Genomic DNA, 18,213 nt, shown 5'->3' with positions numbered 1-18,213 from the left:
CTAGAATTAAGTCTTCAACAAGGAGATGTGAATTATGTTATCGAAAAAAAACTGGCCTTTATTGATACCAATCACAATCGGCGTGGTTCTTGCAGGAAGTTATTTTTATGTGCTGAATATGAATAAACAGAAATATATCCCAGCCAATAAAGTGATAGATTCTGTTAAAAGCTATTTTAAGCATGTCACAGGGTCTTATATCCTTTATGAACCGACAACATATCGTAAATTTGGTATCGAATATGAGGTATACAAAGGGGGCATCAGTGCTGAGCGCAATGGTAAAATTTACCACTATGAATTTATCGCTGACGCATATGATGGCCAAATCATTGACATTATAGAAATATAGCAGAGGGGATTGGACACAATTTAATGTCCACCCTTTTTGTTATCTCAAGATTTGCGCTTGAATGTTTTTTAAGTCATCACTTAACTGTATCGCAAAATATTCAACATCATGATAAAACAAAAACCAATAATGGTTTGCCGCATAATAGCGTGTTAAGCGCTCTTTTTCTCTTATCGATTGCATCGGATAATCATCATAGGCAGTTACCCAAAGCGGATTACGATGTGCCGCTGTGCTAAAAATATCTGCCATGTGTACAGCTTTTTCATTTTCACTTTCTATTTCAATTAAAACATGCCCATAACTATGTCCACCTGTATGTTTCATCTTTATACCCGGATAGGGTTCAATCGTATCTTCAAACAAAATCATTCGATCTTCATACGTGCCTCTATTACTTGGCCAATATGTTGCTTGGCTTCTGATATTAGGTGCTATAAATTCATGCCACTCGTCTTGTTGTATATAATGGCGTGCATTTGGAAACTGTGCGTTCCCCTCAGCGTCAGTAAGCCCTGTCGCATGATCAAAGTGCATATGTGTCATTAAGACAAGATCTATATCTTCAGGCGTTAATGAAAAATGTGCTAATCCTTCCTTAATACGAGACTCATTAATCACACCATAATTACGTAATTGTTTCTCAGTTAATTTTTGATTGCCAATACCTGCATCAATTAGAATATTACAATCGCCTGTTCGAATTAGAATAGGATGCGTGACTAACGGAACTTGATTTTTATCATTCACTGCATATTGTTTTTCCCATAATGGTTTAGGTACAACACCAAAAATAGCCCCACCATCCATTTGAGTAAAGCCACCATCTAATGCATCAACTTTAAATTTACCAATTTCCATGTTACCACTCCTTAATATATTAATTGTAAGACGCTCAAACAGTTCAATGCAACGAATTGCAAGATAAATTACAACATTTATAAACAAACCAGATGATAGAATTAATCTCGATACCAACTGACAAATCTATCTCGCTCCGTTTAGATATAATATTTGTAGTTAGTATCATCATACGCAACCTCATTGGTTACCTCTTCAAAAAACCAGTAAAAAGCAAAAATCGGATTGATAAACATTGACATGCTTATCAGCCCGATCCTTCATCTATTGGTTTTTATTGTGAAACTTGGCTTCCATACGATAAATTCTAGAGCCTTTTTCAGCAAATTTATGTTCGTATTCTGTAGGTATATTGTTACCTTCATCTTCTTGATGTAGGTTTAAATTGATTTTTGTAAAATACATGCCATATTGCGACATACTTTCTAAGCTATATGCAAATAATCCACGGTTATCGGTTTTGAAATGAAGCTCACCATCATTTTTCAAGATTTGCTCGTATATTTTTAAAAATGTATGGTAAGTTAAACGTCGTTTAGTATGACGTTTTTTGGGCCATGGGTCAGAAAAGTTAAGATAGATTCTATCAACTTCATCATTTTTAAAATAATCTGTTAGCTTTATCGCATCATTGCATAATAATTTGATATTTGTCAGTTTCAACGCATTGACTTTATCTAACACGCGAATCATCACATTTTTATCTCGTTCAATTGCTACATAATTAATATTCGGATTTTGACTTGCAAGTGTCGTGATGAATTTACCCATACCCGAGCCCACTTCGATATGAATAGGCTGTGACTTCTCAAACCAGTTACTGACTTCTTGCGCATGTGAACCGTCCAAATCGACAATATCACTATGCTCAATCAGATAGGACTCAGCCCACGGTTTATTTCTCATTCTCATGATTCGTTCTCCTTATATAAAAACGTTACTTTCCATCACTTGATTTAAAAATTTAAGCCACGTGTTCATATCTTTATAACGTTTATGTTCTTCATTCCACTGTACCATACCGATAGATTGAATGACAGTATACCATTTCATTCGCTTTTTCAAATTTAAGGTCTCTTTAACCTCGTATATATCAAACCATTCAGACCAGTGGGTTTCAGGTACGTAGTTGTAGAGCAACATACCGATGTCAATCGCTGGATCAGCAATCATCGCACCTTCCCAGTCAACTAAGAAAAGTTCATCTGTATCTGATAATAACCAGTTATTGTGGTTAACATCACCATGGACCACTGTATAAAAACGCGGATCATATTCAGGCATATGCTCTTCTAAATAAGTCAAAGCTTTACGAATCACATGATGTGTCAATACTTCTCTCGATAAAGAAGCATTAATTTTATTCAGCATGATTTCAGGCGTGATGGGTGCCATTTCCATGCGTTTTAGCATTGTTAATAGTGGTTTTGATTGATGGATTTTTCTTAATAAATAGGCGACTCTATCTTGAGCCATTTCGTCAGAAGTTAATTCACGCCCATTTTTCCAATGTTGCGCAGTGACTACTTCACCTGTTTCAATCCGCTTCGTCCAAACCAATTTTGGAACAATACCTTCAGCTGATAATGCCGCAATAAATGGATTTGAATTCCGTTTCAAAAACAGTTTTTGTCCATCTTGCTCAGCCATATAAGCTTCCCCTGATGCCCCGCCAGCAGAGTCAAGCGTCCATCCTAACTGATAAAACTGCTCCACAACTCACTCACCTCACTTTCCAATTAGAAAAGGCTCATGAAAAATTATTCAAGAGCCATATTTACATCATCAATTTTCAATGATTTTATTTCTGTTCACGTTTTGCACTCAAGTTAAATTTTATAATTATTGGCCTTTTTTTTCAACCAAAAATGGAACACAAAATGTGACTTTTTACCTTTGTGCAACACAAAATTTCATAAAAATATCATAAGTTAAATTAGATTTATTTTTTAATGTGAATGAGAACGGATATAACGTTCGAAACCTTTTTGTAATTGGCGTGTGATTGGGCCGACCTTCCCATCGTTTACAGATTCACCATCTAAAGTGACAATCGGCATTACTTCTACAGAGGTACTTGAAATGATGACTTCATCTGCCTCTTTCAAAAATGCGACTGTGAAAGGTTCCTCTTTCATTGTAATGTTTTCGTCCTCACAAACCCATTTAATCACTTGTCGTGTAATACCATTCAAAATAAGATGGCTTACTGGATGTGTATAAACAACGTTATCTTTAATCGCATACACGTTACTTGATGCACCTTCTGTTACAACGCCATCACGATGTTGAATGGCTTCAGTTGCATTATATTTCGAAGCATATTCCTTAGCTAACACATTACCTAAAAGATTTAAGCTCTTAATATCACATCTTAACCAACGAATATCTTCTGTAGTGACTGCAGAGACACCTTCATCAAGTGCTTCATAGGGACGATCATAGTGTTTAGCAAAACCTGTGATAACAGGTTCAACAGGTGGCGTAGGAAACGCGTGATCACGAGCTGCAACACCACGTGTCACCTGTATATAGATTCCACCATTGACAACTTGATTCACTTCAGCTAATTCACGCACAAGCTCTGTTAAAGATTCAACAGTATGATTTAAATCAAGACCAATTTCAGCTGCACTTCTTAGCAAACGCTCGAAGTGTTCTTTTGAAGTAAATAATTTACCATCATAAACACGGATATATTCATAAATGCCGTCGCCAAAATTGTAACCTCTATCATTAAAAGGTACTTTTGCTTCACTTTCATCGACAAAACTTTGATTCAATAATATTTTTGTCATACTTATCCCTCCACACAAACCGAATAAATAGCCTCTAAATAAATGCTCGTTGCGTTAAATAACTGCTTCTTAGTAATATATTCATTTTTTTGGTGCATTAAATCTTCAGAGTCATCAAACATTGCTCCAAATGCCACACCTTTATCTAAATTACGGGCATATGTTCCGCCACCAATTGTAAATGACGGTTTCATATCGCCTGTTTGGTTACGATATGCTGTTAACAGTTTTTGAATGAATGGATCATCCGGATTAACAAAGTGTGGTGTTTGAACTTTATGCAATTCAAGTTCAAAACCTTTCGATACTAATTCTTTTTCAAATGCGGCAATCGCAGCGTCAAAATCAAAGCCTTCTGGATAACGGAGGTTAATGCCGAAAGTACCTCCATTTTCACGATCATAATGAATCACACCAGGGTTTGTAGTGACATCACCCATTTCCTCAGAATGAAATTGCATATTCATTTTCTCTCCGAAATGTGACTCGAATAAGTATTGATCACTCAATGCGGCCCATGCTTTCGCAGATTGATTTAAATTTAATGTGTTTAGGAAATGAATCAAATATAATCCTGCATTGACACCGATAGCTGGATCCATTGCATGTACAGCCTTACCATACACACTTAATTTTAAAATTCCGCTGTCAACTTCATGTTCTCCTGTCAATTGATGCGCTGCTAGAAATGCCTCAAACCGTTGAATCGTATCCGTCATATTCTCTTTAACTAAAATGTGTGCATGTGCTTTATCCGGCACCATGTTGTAACGTTCACCAGATTCAAATTGTTGCAACTCAATTTCAGGTTCATCTTCATCTTGCGCTAATGTTTGTTGTTTAATATCAAAAGTTGTAATTCCTTTTTCACCATGAATTAACGGAAACTCTGCATCTGGTGCAATACCGATTGACGGCATTTCCTCTGTTTTAAAATAGCGCTCTGTACATTTCCAATCAGATTCCTCATCACTTCCAATGATAATATGTATTCTTTTTTTCCAATCCACATTCATATCATTAAGAATTTTAACTGCGTAATATGCGGCAATAGTTGGGCCTTTGTCATCTAATGTACCACGTGCAATAATGCGGTCTTCTGTTTCAACCGGGTCAAATGGATCTGTATCCCATCCGTCTCCAGCAGGTACAACGTCGACATGACCCAAAATTCCGAACAACTCCGCGCCTTTTCCAATCTCAATACGACCTGCTAAGTGATCTGTATCAAATGTGTTAAACCCATCTCTTTCAGCGAGTTGATACATATAATCTAATGCCGCTCTTGGACCAGGTCCAACTGGTGCCTCTGCGGTAGCTGCTGCATCATCACGTACGGATTTAATAGATAAAAGTCCTTTTAAGTCTTCGATCATTTGCGCTTCATATTCTTGTACTTTTTCTCTCCACATGCTGATCATCTCTTCCTTTTTAATAATTGTACTTTCTATTCTACATGAATTATTCAATAAACAACAGTAAAATTGATGGGCTCACATTTTATTTTTCAAACATAATCAATCGTTTGCGACAGACGAAGCGCAATCTGCCCTCATCAGCACGCGTACATTCTTTTTTGGTTTTATTGAATAAAAAAAACGAACCAGCTCACTTGATATACACCAAATACTGATTCGTCGAGAATTTCAAATTGATATGTCTTCAATTTGAATGAACTAGGGTTGCAGAATTATTAATACAAAGCCCTTTGTAGTCAAATTTGTAATAATCCCCCAACCCTAGAAAGTCATTGTAAAACGATTAAATGACGCAATCACTATTGGTCGTTCAGACGTATATGTCACTCAACTTCCAGTTAAATGAATGAAAGTAGATCAAAATGATTTATCGTTTCACAAATCCTTTACTTTATGATTGATTCTTATTATTCAATTCCTCTTCAGTCACAATGCGCAAATTATTTGCTGGATTACCGCCACCTTCATCATCGAATTTGGCTGCTCTTTTATCCGTTGTGTCTGTAGTATCATTATTTAACAACTGTTCTTTTTTATTATTAATAAAACTTTTTGGGTCTTGCTTAGCTTCATTCACGTAAGCTTTTGGATCCTCTTTCACTTTATTAAATTCTTGTGTGGCAGCTTCACCAAGTTGCGAAGCTTTTTCTTGTGCGCGTTTTTTATAATCTTCTGGGTTTTCTTTATATTTGTTATATTCTTTTTTTAATTTGTCACGGTTATCTTTATTAGAAAGTACAACTGCAGCAACAGCGCTTCCAATACCGATAGCCGCTCTTAAAAATTTTCCAGATTTAGCCATAATATCACCTCAATTTGTTTAGTGTAAGGTTACCCGGCTAACAAAGATTTAAACATTAATTTTTTGAATTCAAAGTAGGATAAAGCGCAGTTAGTTCTTCTACAGTTAACGCCCGACATTCACCTGGCTTAAGCGCCTCATCCAATTGTACATCACCAATGGCTATCCGTTTCAATGCCAACACTTCATTATCAATCGCATGAAACATCCGCTTAACTTGATGATATTTCCCTTCTTGTATCGTAACAAGCGCCGTGTTTTGAGGTTCTAATATTTCTAATTGCGCAGGTTTGAGTAATCCTTCTTTTAAAGTAATCCCTTTTTCAAATGCGGTAATATTCGACATTTCAAGTTGGTTTTTAGCTTCAACCCAATAAGTTTTTGCAACATGCTTGTTCGGACTCATTAATTCATGATTAAATTTCCCATCGTTAGTAATGAATAATAAGCCTTCAGTATCTTTATCTAATCGACCTACAGGAAATAAGTCTAAATGTGAATTGTCCTTTACTAAATCAATAACCGTTTCATGGACTGGGTCTTCGGTTGCTGAGATAACGCCTTTAGGTTTATTCATCATTAAATATTGAAAAGGCTCATATTGAACTTTTCCACCATTAACTTCTATTAAATCGGTATCCGCATCGATTTGAAATTTTGGACTTTTAATACGGTCTTGATTACAAGTTACAACACCTTTTTTAATTAATACTTTGACCTCAGAACGTGTACCGAATCCCATTTGAGAGAGAAACTTATCAATTCTCATTATAAGAAACCAACTTTTTGACGAATTTTATTTGGAATATTACCTAAAAACTTATCTGCAAGTCTCGTTTTTATTGTAATGCCACCGTAGATTAATGCACCAATGACTGCACAAATCATAGTTATAATGAATGCACCTACGTGACTCGCTGGAGAAATAAAGAGTTGTAACACGTAATAGATAGCTTCTACGATAATCATCATTAAAAAGCCATAGAATAAAATTTTACATGTATCCAGTAGCGTGTCATAGAATTTAAAACGTGCATATTTTTTTAATACAACAAAATTACATAAAATCGCAAAGAGTAATGCAATTGCAGTACTTAAAATCGCTCCAGCTGTTTCAAACATAATAATAAGCGGCATGTTTAATAGGAATTTCAATACGACAGAACCTAAAATAATGAAAACAGTAAGTTTCTGCTTATCAATACCTTGAAGCATTGAAGCAGTCACGCTTAATAAAGAAATTAAAATTGCGACTGGTGCATAATAAAACAATAAACGACTACCATCCATACTATATTCATAAAAAACAGTATATAATGGCACAGCTAGAGACATAATCCCTAAACTGGCAGGTACAGTAATATACATTAAGACACCTAAAGCCGTTTGAATTTGGTGATGCATCTCTTCAAAATCACCTTTTTCATACGTTTTCGTAATAAAAGGAATCAAACTAATCGCAAAACCTGCCGCTAAAGACGTAGGAATCATGACAATCTTGTTAGTCGTCATGTTTAACATTGTAAAGAACATATCTTGTAAACGTGTTTCAACACCGGCAATCGCTAAAGCTTGATTGTGTGTTAATTGGTCAACAATCATAAATAATGGGAAATTCAAACTCACAATAACGAAAGGAATACTGTAAGATATAATTTCTTTGTACATATGTTTATACGAAACATCGATTCCTGTCGTATCGGATTCAACCATTTCATGTATTCCTTTACGACGTTTAATCCAGTACCACCATAGTGTCAAAATACCTGCAATCGCCCCAATTGCCGCACCAAAAGTTGCGATACCATTCGCCAATAAGACTGAACCATCAAAAACGTTCAATACAAGATAGCTTCCTAAAAGGATAAAAATAATACGCGCAATTTGTTCTGTCACTTCCGAAAGCGCAGTAGGCCCCATGGATTTATAACCTTGAAATACACCTCGCCAAGTTGCAAGTACAGGTATAAAAATCACCACAAAACTAATTGTTCTAATGATGGAAGTTATTTGATCAACTGTCCATCCTGCTTTTTGATCGGTATTGTTTGCAATTGTTATTGACGCAATTGTTGGAGATAACAAATACAGTGCTAAAAAGCCTAAAATACCGGTGATACTCATCACCACAAAACTCGATTTGTATAACTTTTGACTGACACGATATGCGCCTAATGCGTTATACTTTGCTACATATTTTGATGCTGCAAGCGGAACACCTGCTGTCGCAACCGCTATCGCGATATTGTATGGCCCATACGCATAGTTAAAAGGCGCTAAATTATCGGCGCCACCGATAATTCGATAAAACGGAATAATATAAATGATGCCTAAAACTTTAGTAATGAGGATACTTAATGTGAGTAAAAAAGTCCCTCTTACCAATTCCTTATTTTCACTCATAGCCAACCTACCTACTCTTCAATTTTTCAAACTCAAATTATAACACAATATGGTCATTATACACCGAATAAAGATATGTTAAAATCAAAATATCAACTTTAAGGGGTTTTTACAATATGTATCAATCAATCGTCATCGGCGGTGGACCGAGTGGGCTTATGGCTGCAATATCAGCGAGCCAACATGGTAAGTCCGTCCTATTACTAGAAAAAAAGAAAGGTTTAGGTCGCAAATTAAAAATCTCTGGTGGAGGACGTTGTAATGTAACTAACCGTCTCCCCTATGCTGAGATCATTAAAAACATACCAGGAAACGGTAAATTTTTATATAGTCCCTTTTCTATTTTCGATAATCAATCCATTATAGAATTTTTTGAAACACGGGGTGTGCCTTTAAAAGAAGAAGATCATGGACGCATGTTTCCGGTATCGAATCAATCACAAGATGTTTTAGATGCACTCATCAAAACACTTCATGATCATAATGTCACTATTAAAGAACAACATGTGGTCACATCCGTTGAAAAGCAAAACGAAGGCCATTTTATTGTCAAGTTGCAAGATGGCACAACGTATCAAGGTAAATCCATAATTATTGCAACAGGTGGCACAAGTGTCCCACAAACAGGTTCCACTGGAGATGGTTACCGTTTTGCTACAGTGTTAGGTCATCATATTACACCACTTTTCCCAACTGAAGTCCCTATTAAATCAAATGCCCCTTTTATTAAAAAACAACAATTAAAAGGGCTTAGCTTGAGTAATGTTGGACTTTCAGTTTTAAGAAAAAATGGCAAAAAAAGAATCACTCACCAAATGGATATGATCTTCACTCATTTTGGTATTAGTGGTCCTGCTGCTTTAAGATGTAGTCAATTCGTCTATTATGAACAAAAAGCACAACAACAAACACATATCAAAATGCAAATTGATGCTTTTCCTGATACTAAAGAAAGTACATTAAAACAACAAATTGAACAGAAATTAAAATCTCAACCTGATAAACATATCAAAAATGCGCTCAAAGGTCTTATAGAAGAACGTTACTTATCTTTTATAATAGATGAAGCGAACATTGCCCCTCAAACGACTTATCATCATTTAAGTCAACAAAAATTGACTGAACTCACGCATTTGTTCAAGGCCTTTACTTTCGAGGTACATGGAACCCTCCCTATTGAAAAAGCATTTGTTACAGGTGGCGGTGTGGATATTAAAGAAATTGTGCCGAGCACCATGGAATCAAAGATTACACCTGGTTTATTTTTGTGTGGTGAAGTTTTAGATATTCATGGTTACACCGGGGGTTATAATATTACAAGTGCATTAGTAACAGGCTATGTTGCAGGCTACTTCGCAGGATTTGTAGAGTAACCAATGATAAATTGTTAAATAATCAAAAATATAGACGAGGCTGGGAAAAGTATTCCAACCTCGTCTGTCTAACTTCTTTAATACTCATATTGAGTTATATGGGGTAGGAATCAGGATAACATTGGAAAATCCTTCGTTATCCCTCTCCATCATGAAGCAACCTATCTAATACATCATTAGATGCGTTTATATTCTAAGCCCCCATCGCCCCATGCGTGCATACCACCTTCGATATTGACCGCATCAATATCATGTTGATTTAAATAATCTACAACTTTTGCACTTCGAACGCCCCCAGCGCAAACGATATAATATGTTGTATTTTTATTAAAATCATCGAGCTTTTCAGGAATTTGATTCATTGGAATGTGCTCCGCTTCAGGAATCATTCCCATCGCAACCTCTTCATCTTCACGAACATCGATGACATGAACAGGTTCTGAGCTCATAATCATTTCTTTTAATTGATCGACACTGATCTCTCTCACACTTCCTCATCCTTTCAATTATTTCGCAACAATATTAACAAGTTTTTGCGGAACCGCAATCACTTTCTTAATCTCTTTACCCTCAATTGCTGTTTTTACACTGTCATTGGCCAATGCCATTTGTTCCATTTCTTCTTTTGACAGGTCTTTAGGAATTTCCACTTTCGCACGCACTTTGCCATTGACTTGTAACACAATCTCGACAACTGCTGCTTCAAGAAGGGATTCATCATAACTTGGCCATGGTTGATAAGTAATCGTTGTCTCATGTCCTAAAATTGACCACAATTCTTCCCCTAAATGTGGTGCAATCGGTGCTAACATTTTAACAAAACCTTCTACATAAGCACGAGAAATCGTCTCAGCCTTATAACAATCATTGATAAAGACCATTAATTGACTGATTGCTGTATTAAAATTAAGGGATTCAAAGTCTTCCGTTACTTTTTTAACTGTTTGATGATAAACATTTTGTAATGCCGGCGTATCATCATCAACGACTTTATCTGTTAATGTACCATCTTCATTTACAAATAAACGCCAAACGCGATCTAAAAAGCGACGTGAGCCATCTAAACCTTTTTCACTCCAAGAGATTGAAGCTTCTAAAGGCCCCATGAACATTTCATAAAGTCGTAAAGTGTCTGCACCATGAGAAACAATAATATCGTCAGGATTTACGACGTTTCCTTTCGATTTACTCATTTTCTCATGACCTTCACCTAAAATCATACCTTGGTTAAATAATTTTTGGAATGGCTCTTTAGTTGGGACCACACCTAAATCATAAAGCACTTTATGCCAAAAACGCGCGTAGAGTAGGTGTAATACCGCATGTTCAACGCCACCAATATATAAATCAACAGGCAACCAATGTTTCAATTTTTCAGGGTCTGCTAACATTTGATCATTTTTAGGATCAATATAGCGTAAATAATACCAGCAACTTCCAGCCCATTGTGGCATTGTATTGGTTTCTCGACGCCCTTTCATCCCTGTTTCAGGATCTGTGACATTCACAAATGTGTCTATATTAGCTAATGGAGATTCACCTGTACCAGAAGGTTTGATTTGATCTGTTTTAGGAAGCAATAATGGTAATTCATTTTCTGGTACAGTTGACATTGAACCATCTTCCCAATGAATAATCGGAATCGGTTCACCCCAATAACGTTGACGACTAAACAACCAATCTCGAAGTTTATAATTAACTTTCTTTTCACCGACGCCTTTTTCCTCAAGGAGTTGAATCGCTTTCGCAATTGCATCTTCATTTTCAAGACCATTTAACGATTCAGAATGAATATGCGGACCATTACCCGTGTAGTAAGGTGTATCAGCGTCATTATCAATAACTGTTTTAACTGGTAAATTAAATGTCTCAGCAAATTCATAGTCACGTTCATCGTGTCCAGGTACAGCCATTACCGCGCCGGTACCATAAGAAGCAAGCACATAGTCTGCAATCCAAATTGGAATTTGTACGCCAGTCATCGGATGAATCGCATAAGCACCTGTAAACACACCTGTTTTTTCTTTCGCTAAATCCGTTCGTTCTAAATCAGATTTTTTAGACGCTTCGTCTTGATATTGTTTGACCGCTTGCGATTGTTCAGTCGTTGTTATTTCATTGACTAATGCATGTTCAGGACTTAATACTAGGAAAGTAGCCCCGTAGATAGTATCAGGTCGCGTCGTAAACACTTCAATCGCTTTTTCTGATTTCGCTTCTTTATAAATAACTTTGGCACCCTCTGAACGACCAATCCAATTTCGTTGCATGTCTTTAAGGGACTCTGGCCAATCCAGGTCATCTAAGTCTTCCAATAAACGATCCGCATATTCTGTAATACGAAGTACCCATTGTTTCATAGGCCGACGTACAACGGGATGTCCGCCACGTTCAGATACGCCATCTACAACTTCTTCATTTGATAGAACCGTACCTAATGCTTCGCACCAGTTTACTGGGATTTCATCGATATAAGCTAAACCTTTTTTATACAATTGAATAAAAATCCATTGTGTCCATTTATAATAGTCTGGATCTGTTGTACTTAACTCACGATCCCAATCGTAACTAAAACCAAGCTCTTGGATTTGTCTTTTAAAAGTTTGGATGTTTGTACGCGTAAATTCTGCTGGATCATTACCCGTATCTAACGCATATTGCTCTGCAGGTAAACCAAACGCATCCCACCCCATTGGATGAAGTACGTTGTAACCTTGCATTCTTTTGTAACGTGACAAAATGTCAGTTGCAGTATAGCCCTCTGGATGCCCTACATGTAAGCCTGCTCCTGAAGGATATGGAAACATATCTAATGCATAAAATTTCTTTTGACCTAAATGATCTTCCGTTTTAAAAGTTTTGTTTTGTAACCAATACGTTTGCCACTTTTTTTCAATTTCTTGATGATTATAATTCACTACTAAATCCTCCTATTCATAAAAAAACATCTCGAACTATTCTTCAATGGTAAGGGACGACTCATGCCGCGGTACCACCCTTATTCACGCTAAACGTGCACTTCATAAAAATAGTTAGAGATGTTAATTATTATTTAATTACATTGGCAAGTTCACTTAATGTTTTCACTAGTTCGCACCACCACTAGCTCTCTTAAGAAATACAGTTAAGTTACTACTCCATTTTAATCACTTGAAAATAGCACAATTACACTCAACATTTCACTTATATATAAACATTGAGATGAAACCGTTAAAAACTATGCTTCCGATGACTTTAATCATTATCTATATTAAAAAAATTAACACAAATATGCAAGCCTCATTTTAGCATCGTTAATGATATAAAATCTTTGGATCCACTTTTCTATCATAGATAGATAAAAATATCATTGCGATAACTAACAATCCTATCATAGATAAAAACATCACTTGCATATTAAAGAGGTCTACTAATATCCCACCGATTAACGGTCCGAAAGCTTTGCCGACAGTAGAAGCTGAATTGACGATACCTTGATAGACACCTTGACGACCCTTTGGTGCTAACGCATTTGCTATCGTTGGTACAGCTGGCCATACAAACATTTCTGCAAACGTCATAATGACGATACCTACGACAAAAATTGAAAATGATTTGGCAAAGCTCGTCACCAAAAAGGATAATATAAAGACAAACAATCCGAAATATAATTGTTTTTTTAACTGTCCTTTGAAAAATTGAACGATTGGTGTAATTAAAGGTTGACCAATGAGTATCAAGACACCGTTAATAGTCCATAATAAACTATATTGACTCATAGAAATGCCGATACTTTGTGTAAATGAAGCAATCGTTGTTTGCCATTGAACATACGTAATCCAACAACAAGCAAACATGACACACAATAAAAGAAGTGCGTTAAAATGTTTTTTATTCTGCAGATGTGCAATTTCTTCAATCGTATCGTGTTGCTTAACCGTCGCATGATAATCCATGTTGAAATTAAATAGAGCGATGAAGAAAAATACAACATACATCGCAAGGTTTGCCATAAATATATAATTAAAGCTTAGTTCTGCTACGACACCGCCTAAAGCTGCCCCTAAAGCAACACCGATATTTTGGGCTAAATAAATGGCATTAAATGTTTGTCTCCCACCTTGTGGCCAAACAGCACCTGCCATTGCATAAATAGCCGGGATAATCATGCCGCCTCCAAATCCAAGCATAATGAGCCAAACTGCATACCATGGCCATCCGTGAAATAAATTCAATAGTAGGGTTGCACATAAGCTGATAATCGTACCCAACATAATCGTTCGATAGCCACCCAACCTATCAAATAAAGTTCCACCTAACAAATTACCCGCTATCATACCAAATGAATTCACCATTAATACAACACCGGCTGTACTTAACGATTTACCTAAAGCTTGACTCATATAAATCGTGTTGAGTGGCCATAAAAAACTCGCTCCCGTAATATTTATTGCCATACCAATTACAAGCCACCATATTTCTTTTGGCATTTTCATTGATGACACACTCCTTTTCTCTCTAAATCACACTATAACACGATTAGTCTAAAATATGTTAAAATCTTGAAATACAGTTAATAAGAATTTTAACACAGTATCAAAAAATCCGTTTTAATTATGAATTTTGAAAGGACGATAATCATGGGGGTTTATTTTCCATATGCATTTGATCAAAAACGCTATCATACATTAAACTATCTTCTAAAAAATAAATTTAATCAAAAAATATTTAAAGTAGCACTCGATGCCGGCTTCGATTGTCCCAACCGAGATGGAACTGTTGCACATGGCGGTTGTACATTTTGTTCTGCTGCGGGTAGCGGAGACTTTGCGGGCAATCGTGTCGATCCAATAGAAGTACAGTTCAAAGAAATAAAATCACGCATGCATGAAAAGTGGCGTGAAGGACAGTATATTGCCTATTTCCAAGCATTTACTAATACACACGCCCCTGTAGATGTGCTCCGTGAAAAATTTGAAAGTGCTCTAAAACAACCGGGCGTCGTTGGTTTATCAATTGGTACACGTCCAGATTGTTTACCAGATGATGTTGTTGAATATTTAGCAGAGTTAAATCAACGTACATATTTATGGGTCGAACTGGGTCTCCAAACGGTCCACCAGTCTACGTCAGACTTAATCAATCGTGCACATGATATGAATTGCTACTATGAAGGTGTCGCTAAACTTAGAAAACATGATATCAATGTCTGCTCTCACATTATTAACGGTCTACCTGGTGAAGACTATGACATGATGATGGAGACTGCTAAAACTGTAGCACAAATGGATGTTCAAGGTATTAAGATTCACCTTCTCCATCTATTAAAAGGGACACCAATGGTAAAACAGTATGAAAAAGGGTTACTAACTTTTATGTCTAAATCAGAATACATTAGTTTAGTATGTGATCAACTTGAGCAACTGCCACCTGAAATGGTCGTTCATCGAATCACAGGCGATGGCCCTATTGATTTAATGATTGGACCAATGTGGAGTGTGAATAAATGGGAAGTATTGAATGATATAGATACTGAACTTGAAAGACGTGGTACAGTGCAAGGTCAATACTATGAAGCACAGGTACAACTATGATAGTTGAACGTATCCTCCCATTCGCAAAATCACTTATCCAAAGTCATATTTCACCAGAAAGCGTTGTGATCGATGCAACTTGTGGAAATGGTTATGACACGCTTTTTTTAGCACAGGCCGTCCCTTCTGGTCATGTATATGGATGTGACATTCAATCAACGGCAATTGAAAACACCGCAAAGAAAGTTGCCGATTTTAAAAATGTGTCACTTTACCAAACGGGTCATGAAAAAATTACACAATTTATTTCAGAGAAACATCGTGATCGTATTCACGCTGCACTTTTTAATTTAGGTTATCTGCCTAAAGGAGATAAATCTATTGTCACACGGCCTTCAACGACAATTCAAGCGATAGAACATATTTTTGAACTTTTACAACCTCAAGGTATCATCGTGTTAGCAGTGTACCCTGGTCACGATGAAGGTTATGAAGAAAGTCAAGCGCTATTGCAATATTTAACAGCATTTGATCAGCAAAAAGCACATATCTTGAAATACGAATTCATCAATCAACAAAATCGTCCCCCTTTTATTATAGGTATTGAAAAAAGATAAAACAAAAACTGGATTTAAGTCATTCTTTGGACTCAAATCCAGTTTTTTTATTATATATCGCAACCGTTTATAATAGAATTCAGTAAATCTTTTAAGTTTTGTTCTCGGTTTTCAATTTCGTTACACGCAAAGTTAATCAGTTCTTGTTTATCTTGTTCTTTTTCTTCATTAAAATGAATTATGACAGTTCTCTCATCATCAGATGGTCGTTCTTTTACTAACCATTTCAACTCTACAAGATTGTTGAAAGTTCTTGTCCGTTTGTACGTTTTGACTTTGACATAGTGATCCATATCTTTTAACGTCATTGACCCTTTATCCCAAAGTGTAAGTAAAATCAAAAATTCTTCTTTTGATAAATGATACTTCTCCTCAATCGCTTCAAAAATATATTCAACCTCTTTTTGAAGATTATCTAGTAACACAATATCACTTACTTGATAGTTTTTCTTTTTAGCCATGATTAAGCCCCCATTCAATTAGACTGCCTATCATGAATCTTTACCCAAATTATTATAATTCAATCATAATGTATAAAAGTTTGATTTATTGGTAATAAATTAATTTTAAATCTTAAAATACCGACTGACATTTCTAGGTTTGTGGTTAACTTTCTATGATTTCTATCAAACCGAAAATATCATAGATGAATATAAATGTAAATTAAACATGTCATAGCCCAACATGCTTTTAGATGTGCATAAATAATTTCCCGGTGTCTATGACGTGTTGGAGATACAAAATAAGAAAGCACCTCAAAAATCGCTTAAATGATTTTTGGGGTGCTTTCTTTGGAGACTGAGAACTCATGTCCGAGTCTGTCTAATATTTAGTCTTGATTAATCAAAAAGATGTTCTATAGACTGTTGCATATTTTTTAAGATATTAACTGATTTTTCAAATTTTTCTTTTTCTTCTTCATTTAAAGGTGTTTCAACGATGCGTGTTGCACCTTCACCATTAATCACTGTTGGCACACCTGTATACACACCACTATGTCCGTACTCACCTTCTAGGTAGCTTGATACAGTTAAGACTGTATTTTGATTTCTCAATATTGCTTTTGAAATGTGCATTAATCCCATAGCTACACCATAATATGTTGCACCTTTTGCTTTGATAATATCGTATGCAGCATCACGTGTTTGTACGTAAATATCTTCAATTAGATGTGATTTTGAAGGATCATTTTTCAATTCATCATAAATTGAAACACCTGCAATTGTTGCACTTGACCATACTGGAACTTCAGAATCGCCGTGCTCACCAATAATATTCGCATGAACACTGCTTGGCGCTACGTCAAAAGCTTCACTAATTAAATGTTTAAAGCGTGCAGTATCTAAAATTGTGCCTGAACCGATGACTCTATGCTTAGGTAAACCAGAATATCTAAGCGTTACATAAGTTAAAATATCAACAGGATTAGCAGCAATAAGGAAAATACCATCGAAACCACTGTCCATAATGGAAGTGATGATATCTTTATAAATTTTAGCATTTTTCTCTACAAGGTCTAATCGTGTTTCACCGACTTTTTGTGGAGCACCTGCACAAATCACAATAAGATCAGCGTCACCACAATCGCTATATTCACCTGCTTTAACTTTTACAGGTGATTCAGCATAAGGCGCGCCGTGATTTAAATCAAGTACATCACCAAGTACTTTGTCTTTATTAATGTCGATAATGACTAATTCATCAGCGACGCCTTGACTTACCATTGTAAATGCATAACTCGCGCCAACTGCGCCATTACCAACTAATACGACTTTGTTACTGTTTTTTCCCATTGAAAAACACGCTCCTATTTTGCAAATTTATATTCATCACAATATTTGTGATTCTTTTCACATATAATCTACCATGTTTATCACAATATTTCAATAAAAATTTTTAGTAATGCAAAGAGAAATTATTTTCCATTGTATGTAAAATGTTTAAAATAATTACTTAATACTATTTTCGTCATCGATTAAATATCCTGCTGTAAAAACTTTATTATTTAAAAAGCTA

The 18,213-nt window shown here is 35.8% G+C and carries 17 protein-coding genes and 1 other annotated feature; of the genes, 4 read left to right on the top strand and 13 right to left on the bottom strand.

The features are described 5' to 3' along the window. Window positions 1-34 precede the first annotated feature (34 nt). Window positions 35-352 carry a hypothetical protein gene (locus CD118_RS06775; RefSeq protein ID WP_016425369.1) on the top strand — a complete coding sequence of 106 codons (318 nt, stop codon included), beginning with the start codon at window positions 35-37 and terminating at the stop codon, window positions 350-352. Window positions 353-391: 39 nt separating this feature from the next. Here the strand turns inward: CD118_RS06775 and CD118_RS06770 are convergent, their stop codons facing one another. From CD118_RS06770 to CD118_RS06735, 8 genes are all read right to left on the bottom strand, one after another. Next, window positions 392-1,213 (bottom strand): YtnP family quorum-quenching lactonase, encoded by an 822-nt coding sequence (locus CD118_RS06770; protein ID WP_060829753.1) that lies wholly within the window; start codon window positions 1,211-1,213, stop codon window positions 392-394. A 264-nt stretch (window positions 1,214-1,477) separates the two neighbouring features. Further along, a complete protein-coding gene (gene trmB, locus CD118_RS06765; RefSeq protein WP_050345496.1) occupies window positions 1,478-2,125 on the bottom strand; it encodes a tRNA (guanosine(46)-N7)-methyltransferase TrmB in 648 nt (215 codons plus the stop codon). A 12-nt stretch (window positions 2,126-2,137) separates the two neighbouring features. Then, on the bottom strand, window positions 2,138-2,929 hold the full coding sequence (locus CD118_RS06760) for a phosphotransferase family protein (RefSeq protein WP_103356444.1): 792 nt from the start codon (window positions 2,927-2,929) through the stop codon (window positions 2,138-2,140). Window positions 2,930-3,162: 233 nt separating this feature from the next. Continuing rightward, window positions 3,163-4,011 (bottom strand): D-amino-acid transaminase, encoded by an 849-nt coding sequence (gene dat, locus CD118_RS06755; RefSeq protein WP_103356443.1) that lies wholly within the window; start codon window positions 4,009-4,011, stop codon window positions 3,163-3,165. 2 nt (window positions 4,012-4,013) lie between these two features. Further along, window positions 4,014-5,423: a dipeptidase PepV gene (gene pepV, locus CD118_RS06750; RefSeq protein ID WP_050345494.1), complete on the bottom strand. Its 1,410-nt coding sequence runs from the start codon at window positions 5,421-5,423 to the stop codon at window positions 4,014-4,016. A gap of 457 nt (window positions 5,424-5,880) precedes the next feature. Continuing rightward, window positions 5,881-6,291, bottom strand: coding sequence for a YtxH domain-containing protein (locus CD118_RS06745; protein ID WP_050330647.1), 411 nt, complete (start codon window positions 6,289-6,291; stop codon window positions 5,881-5,883). Window positions 6,292-6,346: 55 nt separating this feature from the next. Further along, the gene (locus CD118_RS06740; RefSeq protein ID WP_103356442.1) at window positions 6,347-7,060 is read right to left on the bottom strand and encodes a pseudouridine synthase; all 714 of its coding nucleotides are present in this window, start codon (window positions 7,058-7,060) and stop codon (window positions 6,347-6,349) included. Beyond that, on the bottom strand, window positions 7,060-8,694 hold the full coding sequence (locus tag CD118_RS06735) for a putative polysaccharide biosynthesis protein (RefSeq protein ID WP_103356441.1): 1,635 nt from the start codon (window positions 8,692-8,694) through the stop codon (window positions 7,060-7,062). Before CD118_RS06735 ends, CD118_RS06740 begins: the two co-directional genes overlap by 1 nt. Window positions 8,695-8,810: 116 nt before the next feature. On the opposite strand from CD118_RS06735, the gene CD118_RS06730 reads away from it, so the two are divergent. Next, window positions 8,811-10,067, top strand: coding sequence for a BaiN/RdsA family NAD(P)/FAD-dependent oxidoreductase (locus CD118_RS06730; RefSeq protein WP_060829748.1), 1,257 nt, complete (start codon window positions 8,811-8,813; stop codon window positions 10,065-10,067). A gap of 176 nt (window positions 10,068-10,243) precedes the next feature. On the opposite strand, the gene CD118_RS06725 is transcribed toward CD118_RS06730, so the two are convergent. The 3 genes from CD118_RS06725 to CD118_RS06715 form a co-directional block, all read right to left on the bottom strand. Next, on the bottom strand, window positions 10,244-10,555 hold the full coding sequence (locus CD118_RS06725; protein ID WP_050330644.1) for a rhodanese-like domain-containing protein: 312 nt from the start codon (window positions 10,553-10,555) through the stop codon (window positions 10,244-10,246). Between the two features lie 18 nt (window positions 10,556-10,573). Continuing rightward, entirely contained in the window at window positions 10,574-12,985 is a 2,412-nt protein-coding gene (leuS, locus tag CD118_RS06720; RefSeq protein WP_103356440.1) for a leucine--tRNA ligase, read from the bottom strand. Window positions 12,986-13,034: 49 nt separating this feature from the next. Further along, window positions 13,035-13,222: a binding site (T-box leader), on the bottom strand. A 138-nt stretch (window positions 13,223-13,360) separates the two neighbouring features. Beyond that, on the bottom strand, window positions 13,361-14,542 hold the full coding sequence (locus tag CD118_RS06715; protein ID WP_103356439.1) for an MDR family MFS transporter: 1,182 nt from the start codon (window positions 14,540-14,542) through the stop codon (window positions 13,361-13,363). 144 nt (window positions 14,543-14,686) lie between these two features. On the opposite strand from CD118_RS06715, the gene mnmL reads away from it, so the two are divergent. Both mnmL and mnmM read left to right on the top strand, forming a co-directional pair. Beyond that, the gene (gene mnmL, locus CD118_RS06710; protein ID WP_050345488.1) at window positions 14,687-15,640 is read left to right on the top strand and encodes a tRNA modification radical SAM protein MnmL/YtqA; all 954 of its coding nucleotides are present in this window, start codon (window positions 14,687-14,689) and stop codon (window positions 15,638-15,640) included. Next, window positions 15,637-16,197: a tRNA 5-(aminomethyl)-2-thiouridylate-methyltransferase MnmM gene (gene mnmM, locus CD118_RS06705; protein WP_060829744.1), complete on the top strand. Its 561-nt coding sequence runs from the start codon at window positions 15,637-15,639 to the stop codon at window positions 16,195-16,197. The genes mnmL and mnmM overlap by 4 nt, the downstream gene beginning before the upstream one ends. 50 nt (window positions 16,198-16,247) lie before the next feature. Here mnmM and CD118_RS06700 read toward each other — a convergent pair whose 3' ends face one another. Together CD118_RS06700 and CD118_RS06695 are read right to left on the bottom strand one after the other, a co-directional pair. Further along, on the bottom strand, window positions 16,248-16,658 hold the full coding sequence (locus CD118_RS06700) for a transcriptional regulator (protein WP_060829743.1): 411 nt from the start codon (window positions 16,656-16,658) through the stop codon (window positions 16,248-16,250). Between the two features lie 378 nt (window positions 16,659-17,036). Further along, a complete protein-coding gene (locus CD118_RS06695) occupies window positions 17,037-17,990 on the bottom strand; it encodes an L-lactate dehydrogenase (RefSeq protein ID WP_050330638.1) in 954 nt (317 codons plus the stop codon). Between the last annotated feature and the right edge of the window lie 223 nt (window positions 17,991-18,213).

Source organism: Staphylococcus coagulans (assembly GCF_002901995.1).
GTDB classification, from domain to species: domain Bacteria; phylum Bacillota; class Bacilli; order Staphylococcales; family Staphylococcaceae; genus Staphylococcus; species Staphylococcus coagulans.
The sequence above is the reverse complement of the archived record's forward strand: the minus strand, read 5'-3'. Positions and strand labels throughout refer to the sequence as shown.